Genomic DNA, 13047 nt, shown 5'->3' with positions numbered 1-13047 from the left:
TAAAATTTTAAAAAAGCCCCTTAAGCCCTTTTTCAAGCTTTTCTTTGAGCTTATCATCTTTAAGCAAATGATCTAAACCTTTTTTAAGGGTGTCATTTTTTAAGATTTCTTTCAAGCCTTGTTGCAGGTTTTGTTGGATGGCTTTCTCATTTAAAATGAGGGAAAATTTTGGCTGGTGCATGTTACCTTGAAGTTTCATTTTAAAAACGAATTTTAAAATTTCCGCATCCATGAGCATGTCAATTTGCTTGGTGTTTAAATCCAACAAGCCGTTATGGATTTTCAATTGGGTTTTGGGGCTTTTTAAACTCAAATCAGAGAGTAGGCGTTGCTGGTTGATTTGGCTTACCAGATTGGTATCGTTATAGATTTCTTTAGTAATATCAAATTTAGAAATGGAGTAGAGGAAATCGCTGAATGCATTTTTGAGGAATCTTGCGTTTTTTAGGCGGGCTTTCAATACGCCTTGCTTAGCGATAAGATCATAATCCAAGTTAGCGTCTGCAACGGATTGGAAAAATTTAGGGTAATGGAATAAATCTAGGGCTTTTAAAGTGGAAATATTGGAAAAACGGGCTTTCAAATCTTTATTTAAAAGCGTGAAATCCAGTGCGCCGTCTAGTAAATTTGAATGGCCGCTGACTTTTAAAAGTTTGGGGCTTTGCTCTATATTGCCGTTTAAAGTCAAGCTCCCTTTTAAGGGGTGGTTAATCATGTTTTGGAGTTTGGCTAGATTGGGTATTTCTAAAGTGTAGGGGGCGTTGAGTTTTAAAGTAGGGAAAGAATATTCGCTTTTTAGGGCTGTGAAATTGGCTAAAGGACTAGTTAGGGTGGTATCGCTGATGGCTTTGTTTTCTTTAAAATCGCTTGAGTGCGAGAGGTTGAAGATAAGCGTGTCTTTAAGGTTTAAATGAAAGATTTGATTGATTAGGGCGTTATTGATTAAAGCGTCATTAGCTGTTAGGATCAAATGCCCTTCTAAAGGCTTTAGAGAGTTAAAATCCGCTTGTAAGGACACTTTTGCGTTCGCATAAGCGGGGCGGTTGAGTAAATAAAGCAAATCTTCTAAATTGGCGTCTTTTGCGTTCAAGCTTAAGTGAGAAAGCTTGAAATCATTTAAAAGGGCGTTGTAGGCAGTGTGGGATTGAGCGACATCAGAGACGCCTTGAATCACAAGGGCTTTTCTATGCCCTTTAATGTTCCCAGAAGTAACAATAGCCCCCCTTAAAGGGTAGGGTATCCATTCTTTGAAAGAGCGTAAATTTTTAATATCTATATGGTAATTCAAATTTACGCTTTGCTTTAAAAGTGAGAAATCCCCTTTAAGAATGAGCGTGGAATCATCGTTGGCTTGAGCTTTAAAATCTAAAGAGTTGAATCTCAATTTAAAGGTTTTAACGCTCAAATAACGCTCGTTCGGGTTGATTTTTTTCTCTATATACGAAGCGATGATCTTATTCCCCCATTCTGTAAAAAGGATAAGATAGGTTGTTAAAAGGCCGATTAAAAGAAGCACGAGTAGGGTATAAAGAAATTTTTTCATGTTTGTTTGTCCTTGAAATAAATTGAATAGAATATATTAGCTTGTTTTGTAAGGGTTTCTAACATTTTTTCCACGCTCTAACGAAAGGCTTGAATTGAGCCAATAAAGAAAGAATGAAGCGCTCAAAACCCACAATTTAGTAACAACACGCTTACAATCATTGAAAAACCCAAAACCCTAAAATTTTAAGCCCCCTAGAACAAATATAAGCCGATAAAGCCGCCAAAGATAGAAAGCGAAAGATTATAAAGCAAAAGAGATTTTGCACAATATAAAGAACAAAGCAAACAAAAAATCTAAAAATCTCAATCCAATTTAATATTCCATCAAGGAGCTTTGAGTTAAAAGACTTGCGGCGTTAAACAAAGACGATCCAATCGTTTAGGATTTCTCAACCAAGACACGACTGATAAAAAGAAAAAATTAAGGAGAAAACAATGGTGGAGAATAGCGGGATCGAACCGCTGACCTCCTGCGTGCAAAGCAGGCGCTCTCCCAGCTGAGCTAATTCCCCAAAGATGGTAAAAAATGGTGGGCTTAGGAGGAGTTGAACCTCCGACCTCACCCTTATCAGGGGTGCGCTCTAACCACCTGAGCTATAAGCCCTTAAAAGCCAATAAAGATGAAATTATAGATTAAATTTTCTTAAGAAATCCTTAAATGATAAATGGGATTAAGATGTTATAATAGTTGTTATTTTTTCATTTTAAAAGGGGTTTTATGGCATTATTACTCACAGGAGCGTGCGGTTATATAGGCTCGCATACCGCAAGGGCGTTTTTAGAAAAAACCAAAGAAAATATCATTATTGTAGATGACTTAAGCACCGGTTTTTTAGAGCATATCAAAGCGTTAGAGCATTACTACCCTAATAGGGTTACTTTTATTCAAGCGAATTTGAATGAAACCCACAAATTAGACGCCTTTTTGAATAAGCAACAGCTAAAAGATCCTATTGAAGCTGTCTTGCATTTTGGGGCTAAAATCTCAGTAGAAGAATCCACGCGCTTGCCTTTAGAATACTACACCAACAACACGCTCAACACTTTAGAGCTTGTCAAACTTTGTTTAAAACATGCAATCAAGCGTTTTATTTTTTCTTCCACGGCCGTGGTTTATGGCGAATCTAGTTCAAGCTTGAATGAAGAAAGCCCCTTAAACCCCATTAATCCTTATGGAGCGTCTAAAATGATGAGCGAAAGGATTTTGTTGGACACTTCTAAAATAGCGGATTTTAAATGCGTTATTTTGCGCTATTTCAATGTGGCTGGGGCATGCATGTGCAATGATTATACCACGCCTTACACGCTAGGGCAACGCACGCTTAACGCCACGCATTTGATCAAAATTGCATGCGAATGCGCGGTGGGGAAAAGGAAAAAAATGGGGATTTTTGGCACTAACTACCCCACAAGAGATGGCACTTGCATTAGGGATTATATCCATGTAGATGATTTGGCTAACGCGCATTTAGCGAGCTATCAAACCCTTTTAGAAAAAAATAAGAGCGAGATCTATAATGTCGGCTACAATCAAGGCCATAGCGTGAAAGAAGTGATAGAAAAGGTCAAAGAAATCTCAAACAACGATTTTTTAGTGGAAATTTTAGACAAACGACAGGGCGATCCAGCAAGCCTTATTGCCAATAACGCTAAAATCTTACAAAACACCTCTTTCAAACCCCTTTATGACAGTCTAGACACCATTATCAAAAGTGCTCTAGATTGGGAAGAACACCTTTTAAGGTTTCAATAATACACCCTGTGCAAATACAAGCCATTAGCCATTATGGGCGTTCTTATAGTGGCTTTGAGGTTATGGATTTGTGCTTGAATTTCAGCGAGCGTGATTTTTTCTAAGGAGTATTGAACGCACGCTTGAATGATCAAACGCACGCTGGAGCGTAAAAACGCATCGCCAATGATTTTAAACACCACGCACTCATGCCCCATGATAAAAGTTTTATAAGCCAAAGCGTTAAAAATGATGCGATTAGGATTGGTTATCGCCCCACCTTCTTTCTTAAACATGGAAAAATCATGCTTGCCTGTGAATTGTTTTAAAGCGGTATTTAATAAATCTAGTGAGCCATAATCCCCACAAGCGATATAAGGCGCTAAAAAAGGCGTTTTTAAATTCTTCGTCAAAAGGTAACGATACGCTCTTTTTTGAGCGTCAAAACGCGCATGAAAGTTCTTTTCTTCTAGCTTTTTTAAGACAATATGCGGGGCGAGTTTGGGGGCTAGGTAATAAAATAATTTATCAGCGCTCCAGTGTTTTGGAGCGTGAAAAGACAGCGCTTGGTTGTTCGCATGCACGCCTTTATCCGTGCGCCCAGCCGCAACCACAACGCTTTTAATCCCTAGTGCGTTTAAAGCGCCCTCTATTTTATCCTGAACGCCGAGTTTGTTAGGCTGTTTGGCATAGCCTAAAAAATACGCCCCATCATAAGCGATAGTGGCCTTAAAACAACGCATTTAATAACGCTTTAAAATGAATCTTCTAAACAATAAATAAGAGGCAAACGCCCAAATAAAGGGGAAGAAAAAGGTCATCAAAAACAAATCTGTAGAAATCACATGCACCATTAAAAAATAAACCCCAACCGCTCCAAGGACATAAAAATAACTCCAATTCGTTTTGAATCGTGGGTTGGCGATGCCAAATAAAGGGATTAAAAACACGCTCGCTAAAGGGAATAAGGAAACTAAGATCGCTTGAGAAAAACGGCGTTTTTGATTTTTATTAGCGTTTTTACCAAAGGCTTTTTTCCAATAGCCCAAATAATCCGTGCCTTGCAAATAAGCCGCATCATTAGAATTGAAAGACTTGAGCTTGTTGCGCAAATGCAATTCTTCAAAATCAACTTTACGCATTTTATCGCCTTGAGTGAAATACGCATGCCCGTTATACAAATTCAATTCAAACACGCCGTTTTGATTGTTGATATTGCCTTTTTGAGCCAGAATAAAGCTTTCTTGAGAAAGGCTTTTATTAGAAAAAAGCACCAAATTATCATAGGAATTGTTTTCAGTCTTATCCACATACACGAGCCAATCGCCTAATTTTTGCCCGAATTCACCGGCCCTGATGTTAATATCAATCTTGTCTTTTTTTTGACGCAAAAACCCGTAATAAGCGCTCTTAGAAGTGGGGATTAAAATGAGCGAAAACACCAATAAAATCGCGCTCACTAACAGACTTAAAGGCACAAACGCTTTAGTCATTGTTTTAGGCGAAACCCCTAAAGAGAAAAACACTAACAATTCATGGTCATAGCTAAGCCTTGAAAGCCCTAAAGCGCAAGCCGCAAAAAAAGTGATCGGCAAAATAAAAAAAATGGTTCCTGGTAAGGAATATAAGAAGAGTTGCACCAGATCCAAAAAGCTCACTTTAATCACGAGCGTTACGCTTGCAATACTGATTAATAACACGATAGAAGAGATAAAAAACAGCACTAAAAAGAAAGAGAAAAAGACTTGCGAAACCGCCATGAAAAGATAGTGTTTAATCATGCCTTAATCTTTATTGCACCCCATCTACAACAGGCACAAACGAGCATTTTTCTAACACTTTTTGGACGCGCAAAGCGTTATTTTGCTTCACAAAGCGTTTGATGACTTGCTCGTTATTTTCTTGAATGGGTGCGACTAATATCCCGCCTTCTTCAAGCTGATCAATAAGCGCTTGGGGGATATTTTTAGCGCAAGCAGAGAACAAAATCCTATCATAGGGGGCGTATTGATCCCAGCCCTTGTTCCCATCAGCGAATTTGACATGGACATTGTCTAAACCGAGATTTTTAAGGCGCAAACGCGCTTCTAAATACAAGCTTTCAATCCTTTCAACGCTAAAAACGCGCCTGAAAATTTGAGACAGCACCGCCGCTTGATAGCCGCTCCCACAGCCAATTTCTAGCACGCTATCCACATGATCGATTTCTAAATATTGCGTCATTTTGGCCACGGTTAAGGGCGAAGAAATGTATTGTTGCGCTTGCATAGAAAGAGCGTTTAAAGTGTAGGCAAAGTGTTTAAAGGGGGCTGGCACAAAAACCTCCCTTTCAATGCTCTCCATAGCTTTCCTCACTTTGGGGTGCAAATTGAAACGCTTGTGGATTTCTTCACACATCAAATGGTTTTTAATACTATTCAAACAAGCCCCTTAAAAATCATCAAAACTCACGCTCCCTTTAGCGTAATTACTCACCCTAGCTTCAAAGAAATTGGAGCGTTGCTCATTGAAACTTGAAAAGCTCTCTACCCATTTAATGGGGTGTTGGACGCCATAAACTTTAGCGATACCCACCTTACTCAAACGGCTATCTGCTAAAAACTGGATGTATTGCTCAATCAAACTTGAAGTGAGTCCTAAAATCTTGCCTTGCGTGATATAATCCCCCCATGAGGCTTCAATTTCTACCGCTTTTTTAAACATTTCTATGACTTCATTAATCAATTTTGGCGTGAATAGATCCGCTCTTTCATTCCTTAAAGCGTTGATCATGTTTTGGAATAAAATCAAATGCGTTACTTCATCTCTTTGGATAAAACGAATCATTTGTGCTGAGCCTAGCATTTTACCGCTCCTAGCCAAAGTGTAAAAATAGCTAAACCCGCTATAAAAATAAATCCCCTCTAAAATCTGGTTCGCAAAAAGCGCTTTGAGGATGTTTTCTTCTGTAGGGTTTTTGGCTAATTCCATATACACTTGCGCGATATAGTCGTTCTTGCTTTTTAATTGCATATCGTTACGCCACATGTCATAAATTTCTTCAGTATTTGCACTAATGCTTTCTACCATCACCGCATACGCATGGCTGTGTAAGGCTTCTTCATAAGCTTGGCGCACCAAACACAAATTGATTTCGGGACTGGTGATAAAGGGATTGACATTATCAATTAAATTATTGGTTTGCAAGCTATCCATAAAAATGAGTTGCGCTAAAGCTCTGTCATAACCGATCTTTTCTTCTGCACTCAATTTCAAATAATCCCTTTTGTCATCATTCATGCTCACTTCTTCAGCAAACCAAGTGTTAGCGAGCATCGTTTTCCACAAATGATCCGCCCATTGATACTTGATTTTATTCAAATCAAACATGCTTGTAGGATTACCCCCAAAAATCTTTCTTTCATTCACACTTTCTGTAGAATCGGGGTTGTAAATTTTCTTGCGTGAAACTTCCATTGTGTTCCTTAATTTCCTTAAAACTACCTAATGATATAGTCTCGTTAGAATACCTTAAAAGAATTTAAAACCCCCTAAAAGCCAGAAAAAACTCCAAATTTATAAAAAACTTCAATTTTTCAGTATTTTTAAAGGATTAAACAGCTAAAATACTGCTTCTTTATTTTCTACTCTTATGTGCATGCGATGGCGTGCGGTGTGCGGAAGTGGCGAAATTGGTAGACGCACTAGACTTAGGATCTAGCGCCGCAAGGCATGAAGGTTCGATTCCTTTCTTCCGCACCATTCTTAATGATTAAAATTTGAAGCCCTAAATGAAACTCAATCTATTTTAAAATCCTCAAAAGTTTTTAAAACGCCATGAGCGATGTTTTTAACACTCTCTAAATCTAAATTCGCATGACAAGGCAAGGAAATTTCAGCGTTATAAAAATCCTGTGCGCTTTTTAATGGGGCTGTGTTGAAGAGCTGTTGATACAATTGGTATTGGTAAATGGGCTTGTAATGCACTTGGGCTAAAATGCCACGCTTGTGCAGATTTTCTAAAATGAGTTTTTTGCATGTAAAAAATTTTTGGTGCATTAAAATAGGATAAAGGTGGTTAGAGCTTTTGTATTTTAACAAGGGGTGTAAAGAGGTGAAATAAGGGTTATCTTTAAAAATCCCATCATAAATTAGAGCGATTTCTTCTCTTTTTTGCATTAAAAGGGGGGCTTTTTTAAGCTGGCTCAAACCCAAAGCGCTTTGGATTTCATTCAAACGGAAGTTATGCCCTATGCTTTTGACTTCGCCTTCAAAAAAATCTTTTTTGAGCATGCCATGAGAGCGAAACAATTTCATTTTTTCATATAATTCGCTATTATTAGTAACGACCGCTCCCCCCTCAGCCGTAGTGATAGGCTTAATGGCATGGAAACTAAACACGCTCGCTAGTGCAAAACCTCCTACTTTTTTGTTTTGATACTCGCTCCCTAGAGCATGCGAGCTGTCAGAAAGAAAACTCAAAGAATGCTTTTTGCAAAGCCTTTGAACGCTTTCTACTTCCACGCTTTTACCGGCATAATCCACGCTCACTATGGCTTTGGTTCTTTCGTTAATAAGCTTTTCTAGGGCCAATTCATCTATATTGCCATCGTTTTTGACTTCGGCAAATACGGGTTTATAGCCGCTCTCTAAGAGCATGTTAGCCGTCGCTACAAAGCTTATAGGGGTGGTGATTATTTCATTGCAATCAGCACTAAATCCGCTAAAATTCCTATAGAGCGTTAAAAGGGCTGAAGTCGCACTGTTAAACACCAGTGCATGCTTAACGCCCAAAAATTCGCACAAAGCTTCTTCAAATAACAGAGAGCGTTTGCCTTGCGTGAGCTGTTTAGAATTTAAAACCTCTAAAACAGCCTTTTTATCTTCTTCATCTAAACAAGGCTCGCTATAAGCAAACTCTTTCAAGCGAGCAAGTCTTGCAAGCGAGATGGGGTGATCTTGCTTGTGTCATGGACATCTTGGAATTTTTGAGCGTTCAGTCTCGTTTTATCTAAGGTGTTATATTCCTTGTTTAAATGATTCGTTTCAGCGAGCTGTTTTTTCCACTGGTGCAAAGAGTTTTGAATGTTTTCTTTCTCACTTTCTAATGATTTTGAAAATTTTTCCAAAGCTTTCGTGTCGTCAATGTCAATATTGTTAGGGAGTTTCAAACTATCATTGCCTGATTTTTGGTTGAAAGAATCAATCGCTTTATCCAAACGGCTTTTAAAACGCTCAAAATCGCTTCGATCTTTTTCATTGTTATGAGCGTAAGATTTAGAAATCCCCACCAATTCCTTAGCGTCTTTATCCATGCCTTTTAAGCTTTTGAGACGGCTTTCTAAATCCCCTATGGCTAGGTTATCCTGCTTAGCTTGTTTGGCCAATTTGATCTTTTCATCATTCTCTGAAAGATTTTGAATTTCCTTATTTTCTTCTTTTCTTGCGTGCGGACTAACCCTTTGGGTGTGGTAATCCCTCATCATCAAAGACGGGTTATAGTGATTTGAAATCTTAGACATCCTATCCTCCACTTCATTTTATTTCTTAAAGATAAGCAAACTCTATTCCTAAAAACATTTTATTCCACTCAATTCTATCTAAAAATATTAATCTAACTCTAAAATTCTTTCTAACTCTTTGATGAGGTTTGCAATTTCTTTCAGTTCTTTAAGATTGAGGGTGAGCTTATAATTGACTTGATTATCAGGATTCATTGGCACCAATTGCTTTGTGAATTCATTTTGTTTCATAAAGTATTTTCTTTCTTTATGAATGTAGTTGATTTCATCTTTTTTAAAAACTCTATAAAGCAATTGGTCTCGCACACTCCTAAGCAAATCAAAAAATCATAGTTGTATCGTGGGTTTATACCATTGAACTAAAAAAGTGTTGTTAGTTCTGCCTTTCCGTGTTGTTTTAACTTCAAAGGACACACCGCTTTTTGTCATAATATCGTATTCATCATGAATAATGCTATCGTTAATTACTCCATCTATAGCGTTAAGCGCACTTTTTAAAAACTCTTCGCCAATCTGCCCTATAGCGTTGGCTTCAAAATCTCTAATTTTTGAAAAAATAGCGTTGTAATCTTGCCCTAAATTCAATTCTTTATGTTTTTTTTCAATAATTTTTAAAAAAGTTTGTTCTAAGTCCATCAATTATCCTTTAAACTATCCAAATGATCATGTAGGGCTTGAAAAATATGGCTTTTTCCTAAATGATAGCAAGAATTAGTCGCTAAACTTGCGTATTTTGTCCAATCAATCTCTTTGAATAGTTTTTTTAATTTAGCGTTTAAAACCTTGTCAGCGCTAGTAAATACCACAGCAATACCAGATTGATACTTAACTTCCTCAAAATTCTCTACAATTTGTGTGCTTTTATAAAAAGTTGATGAAATGTAAAAAGACGCTTTTTGATTAAAAATCCACTCTTTACCGCATTCTCTGTTTTTAGCTAATGAAACCGTGAAAACCTTGATATATTCGCTAAAGGGTTCTTTATGGCGATTCTTATACCAAGAAAATTCACTTTTTTTATTTTGATACTTTTTGCTCCAAATTTGAAACACGCAATGCACATCCACTTCTTTATTTTTAAAGTCTATAAACGCATTTTTTTCTAAGCGTTCGCTATAAAGCAGATTCAAACCTTTCACACGATACTTAATAGAACCTTTTCCTTGACTTTCAAAAAACATGGGCAAGATAAAACACACAAAATCACAATTTCTAGCATGGTTGATAAATTCTAACGCCATAACCCCACGATGCCCAAAAGGAGGGTTGCCCAAGCAAATCACTTTTTGATGCATAGGCAGTTTATAATTTAAAAAATCGCATTGAATAAATTCATCTCTTTTAGGTTCAATATCTATACCAATGCGTCTATTTTTAGGGAATAAGTCATAAAACACCCCATCGCCTACACTTGGCTCTAAAAAAATAAAGTCATCTAGATTTTCGTATTTTTTAATCACTTCACAAGCTTTTTGAAAGCATTTTAAAGCCACGCTAGGCTTAGTGAAATACTGATCTAGAACATTGCTAGAATTTTCTTTCATCTCATTGCCATTGACATAGCGTTTAGGGGTAATTTCTTTAAACAAGGTTTGCATGAAAAAACTTTACTATAAAACCATAAAACTTAATGCTGACTTTTTCTGATCGCTTAAAACCCTTAAACTATGCTTAAAAAAACCCTTAAAACTTAAAAATTTTCTTCTAAATACTTCGTGTGGATTTTTGCTTGCCTGAAATCCGCATTTTCAAGCATTTCAAGGTGGAAAGGAATGGTCGTTTTAATGCCTTCTACCTTAAATTCCTTTAAAGCCCTTTTCATCTTAGCGATCGCTCTTTCTCTGTTTTCACCCCACACAATGAGCTTGCCAATCATCGAATCGTAGTGCGTAGGCACGACATAGTTGGCATGCGCATGCGAATCAAGGCGCACATTCACGCCACCAGGGGCGATCCATTCAGTGATTTTACCCGGACTTGGGTAGAATTTTTTAGGATCTTCTGCCGTGATTCGGCATTCTATCGCATGCCCTTTGAGAGAAAAGCTTTCTTGCTTAGGTAATTCTTCGCCTTGAGCGATTTTAATCATCCATTCAATGAGGTTTAACCCGCTCACCATTTCGCTAATGGTGTGTTCCACTTGCAAACGAGTGTTCATCTCCATGAAATAAAAATCTTTCATGTTAGAATCGAGCAAAAATTCAAAAGTCCCAGCCCCCACATAGCCGATGTATTTAGCGGCCTTGATCGCTGTTTCTAGCAAACGCTTACGCACGCCCTCTTCTAAAACCACCGCCGGGGTTTCTTCAATGAGCTTTTGCTGGCGTCTTTGCACCGAGCAATCCCTTTCGCCCACATGAATGACATTGCCATGCTTGTCGGCTAAAATTTGGACTTCAATGTGCTTAGGTTTGTTGATGAATTTTTCTAAATACACGCTCCCATCGCCAAACGCGCTCAAAGCTTCCGTTTCGGCGGCTAAATAAAGGTTTTTAAGCTTGGATTTATCTTCTACGACACGCATCCCCCTTCCGCCCCCACCAGCGGCCGCTTTAATGATGACAGGGTAGCCGATTTTATCAGCGATTTCTTCAGCTTCTTGATAGCTTTTAAGCAACCCTTCACTGCCCTCAATCACAGGCATGCCGGCTTCTTTCATCACGCTTTTGGCTTTGGATTTGTCGCTCATTAAAGCCATGACTTTCGCGCTCGGACCAATAAATTCCAAAGAATGGTGCGAGCAAATCTCTACAAAATTCTGGTTTTCACTCAAAAACCCATACCCGGGGAAAATTGCATCCGCTTCAAACAATTCCGCCGCGCTAATGATCGCAGGGATATTCAAGTAACTCTCGCTGGATTTGGCCCCCCCTATACACACTTTTGCGTTAGCCGTATTGAGGTAGTGGGCGTCCTTGTCAGCGATAGAATAAATGGCTATGGATTCTTTACCCATTTCTTGAATGGTTTGGATCGCTCTTAAAGCGATCTCGCCTCTATTAGCGATCAAAATGCGTGAAAGCTCTTTTTTTTCTACCTTTTTATTTTCTTTATTCACTTTGTTCATGGATTTTAAAGCTTTTCCACTTTGATGAGTTTCGTGCCGTATTCTACCGGTTGAGCGTCTCCCACTTCAACAGAAACCACCTTGCAAGGGTATTCCACTTCAATTTCATTCATGATTTTCATCGCTTCTACAATGCCCACGATTTGCCCTTTTTTAAGCGTATCGCCCGCTTTGACATAAGGCTCAGCCCCAGGGGAGGGCGCATGATAAAAAGTGCCTACCATAGGCGAAAGCACGAAATCTTCTTTTTTATCCACAATAGGGGTGCATACCATAGGCACAGGGGTTTGAGCGCTTGGCATGCTCGCTTCTACCATGATGGGGGCTTGGATGGAGGCTTGAGAATGAGCGGAATTTAGCGCATTTTTTTTCGCATAAGCGGATTCTTTATCCAAAACCAACTCAAAATGCTCATGCTTTAATTTCAAATGCCCCAAATCAGAAGCTTTAAATTCTTTGATCAACTCTTCAATTTCAGAAAGGTTCATAACGATTTATTCCTTATATTAATTTTAAAATATGCTACAAACACATCATCTTACTAACCATAAGCGTTTTTAGCAAAAAATTATTGTTATAATAACATAATTATTAACAAACTTTAAAGGCTTTGTGTATATGGGATTAAAAGCGGATTCTTGGATTAAAAAAATGAGTTTAGAGCATGGCATGATTAGCCCTTTTTGCGAAAAGCAAGTCGGTAAGAATGTGATCAGCTATGGTTTGAGCAGTTACGGGTATGATATTAGAGTGGGGAGTGAGTTCATGCTCTTTGATAACAAAAACGCTTTAATTGACCCTAAAAACTTTGACCCTAACAACGCAACCAAAATTGATGCGAGTAAAGAAGGGTATTTTATCTTGCCCGCTAACGCGTTCGCCCTAGCCCATACGATAGAGTATTTTAAAATGCCTAAAGACACTTTAGCGATTTGTTTAGGCAAAAGCACTTACGCCAGGTGTGGGATCATTGTGAACGTTACGCCTTTTGAGCCAGAATTTGAAGGCTATATCACGATTGAAATTTCTAACACTACTAATTTACCGGCTAAAGTCTATGCCAATGAGGGGATCGCGCAAGTGGTGTTTTTACAAGGCGATGAAATGTGCGAGCAAAGCTATAAAGACAGAGGCGGTAAGTATCAAGGGCAAGTGGGTATCACTTTGCCTAAAATTTTAAAGTGATTTGAAGAAAGATAAAA

General features: G+C 38.2%; 14 protein-coding genes and 3 tRNA genes. 3 read left to right on the top strand and 14 right to left on the bottom strand.

The window, feature by feature from the left end; genetic code table 11:
* Positions 1–7: 7 nt before the first annotated feature.
* The 3 genes from HPB14_RS05135 to HPB14_RS05125 form a co-directional block, all read right to left on the bottom strand.
* Positions 8–1543 (bottom strand): hypothetical protein, encoded by a 1536-nt coding sequence (locus tag HPB14_RS05135; protein ID WP_000714300.1) that lies wholly within the window; start codon positions 1541–1543, stop codon positions 8–10.
* Between the two features lie 438 nt (positions 1544–1981).
* Positions 1982–2057: transfer RNA gene (locus HPB14_RS05130), tRNA-Ala, on the bottom strand.
* 15 nt (positions 2058–2072) lie between these two features.
* A tRNA-Ile gene (locus tag HPB14_RS05125) sits at positions 2073–2149 on the bottom strand.
* 114 nt (positions 2150–2263) lie between these two features.
* Between HPB14_RS05125 and galE the strand changes: the two genes are divergently transcribed.
* Positions 2264–3298 (top strand): UDP-glucose 4-epimerase GalE, encoded by a 1035-nt coding sequence (gene galE, locus HPB14_RS05120; protein WP_001196419.1) that lies wholly within the window; start codon positions 2264–2266, stop codon positions 3296–3298.
* On the opposite strand, the gene truA is transcribed toward galE, so the two are convergent.
* From truA to HPB14_RS05100, 4 genes are read right to left on the bottom strand one after another with little or no spacing between them, the layout of a single operon-like run.
* The gene (gene truA / locus HPB14_RS05115) at positions 3292–4020 is read right to left on the bottom strand and encodes a tRNA pseudouridine(38-40) synthase TruA (RefSeq protein ID WP_001203272.1); all 729 of its coding nucleotides are present in this window, start codon (positions 4018–4020) and stop codon (positions 3292–3294) included. The two genes, galE and truA, sit on opposite strands and share 7 nt — an antisense overlap.
* Entirely contained in the window at positions 4021–5058 is a 1038-nt protein-coding gene (locus HPB14_RS05110; RefSeq protein WP_000589948.1) for an LptF/LptG family permease, read from the bottom strand. It lies immediately after the preceding gene.
* A gap of 10 nt (positions 5059–5068) precedes the next feature.
* Positions 5069–5698 carry a protein-L-isoaspartate O-methyltransferase gene (pcm, locus tag HPB14_RS05105; protein ID WP_001084563.1) on the bottom strand — a complete coding sequence of 210 codons (630 nt, stop codon included), beginning with the start codon at positions 5696–5698 and terminating at the stop codon, positions 5069–5071.
* A gap of 9 nt (positions 5699–5707) precedes the next feature.
* Positions 5708–6733, bottom strand: coding sequence for a ribonucleotide-diphosphate reductase subunit beta (locus HPB14_RS05100; protein ID WP_000453980.1), 1026 nt, complete (start codon positions 6731–6733; stop codon positions 5708–5710).
* A 200-nt stretch (positions 6734–6933) separates the two neighbouring features.
* Between HPB14_RS05100 and HPB14_RS05095 the strand changes: the two genes are divergently transcribed.
* Positions 6934–7018: transfer RNA gene (locus HPB14_RS05095), tRNA-Leu, on the top strand.
* 36 nt (positions 7019–7054) lie between these two features.
* Here the strand turns inward: HPB14_RS05095 and pseC are convergent.
* The 7 genes from pseC to accB form a co-directional block, all read right to left on the bottom strand.
* Positions 7055–8182, bottom strand: a complete 1128-nt coding sequence (pseC, locus tag HPB14_RS05090) for a UDP-4-amino-4,6-dideoxy-N-acetyl-beta-L-altrosamine transaminase (protein ID WP_000657285.1) — start codon at positions 8180–8182, stop codon at positions 7055–7057.
* Positions 8179–8778 carry a hypothetical protein gene (locus tag HPB14_RS05085; protein WP_000036555.1) on the bottom strand — a complete coding sequence of 200 codons (600 nt, stop codon included), beginning with the start codon at positions 8776–8778 and terminating at the stop codon, positions 8179–8181. Before HPB14_RS05085 ends, pseC begins: the two co-directional genes overlap by 4 nt.
* 87 nt (positions 8779–8865) lie before the next feature.
* A complete protein-coding gene (locus tag HPB14_RS08600; RefSeq protein ID WP_080012002.1) occupies positions 8866–9072 on the bottom strand; it encodes a type II restriction endonuclease in 207 nt (68 codons plus the stop codon).
* A 33-nt stretch (positions 9073–9105) separates the two neighbouring features.
* The gene (locus HPB14_RS08595) at positions 9106–9414 is read right to left on the bottom strand and encodes a type II restriction endonuclease (RefSeq protein WP_080011982.1); all 309 of its coding nucleotides are present in this window, start codon (positions 9412–9414) and stop codon (positions 9106–9108) included.
* Positions 9414–10376, bottom strand: coding sequence for a hypothetical protein (locus HPB14_RS05075; RefSeq protein WP_001193866.1), 963 nt, complete (start codon positions 10374–10376; stop codon positions 9414–9416). Before HPB14_RS05075 ends, HPB14_RS08595 begins: the two co-directional genes overlap by 1 nt.
* Before the next feature lie 92 nt (positions 10377–10468).
* Complete coding sequence (locus HPB14_RS05070; protein ID WP_014658504.1) at positions 10469–11836, bottom strand: acetyl-CoA carboxylase biotin carboxylase subunit; 1368 nt, start codon at positions 11834–11836, stop codon at positions 10469–10471.
* A gap of 14 nt (positions 11837–11850) precedes the next feature.
* A complete protein-coding gene (accB, locus tag HPB14_RS05065; protein ID WP_001053787.1) occupies positions 11851–12333 on the bottom strand; it encodes an acetyl-CoA carboxylase biotin carboxyl carrier protein in 483 nt (160 codons plus the stop codon).
* A gap of 130 nt (positions 12334–12463) precedes the next feature.
* On the opposite strand from accB, the gene dcd reads away from it, so the two are divergent.
* Entirely contained in the window at positions 12464–13030 is a 567-nt protein-coding gene (gene dcd / locus HPB14_RS05060) for a dCTP deaminase (protein ID WP_000523106.1), read from the top strand.
* Positions 13031–13047: the final 17 nt, after the last annotated feature.

The organism is Helicobacter pylori HUP-B14, assembly GCF_000259235.1.
Classification (GTDB): Bacteria; Campylobacterota; Campylobacteria; order Campylobacterales; family Helicobacteraceae; genus Helicobacter; species Helicobacter pylori_CU.
This window is presented reverse-complemented; position numbering and strand designations above follow the sequence as displayed.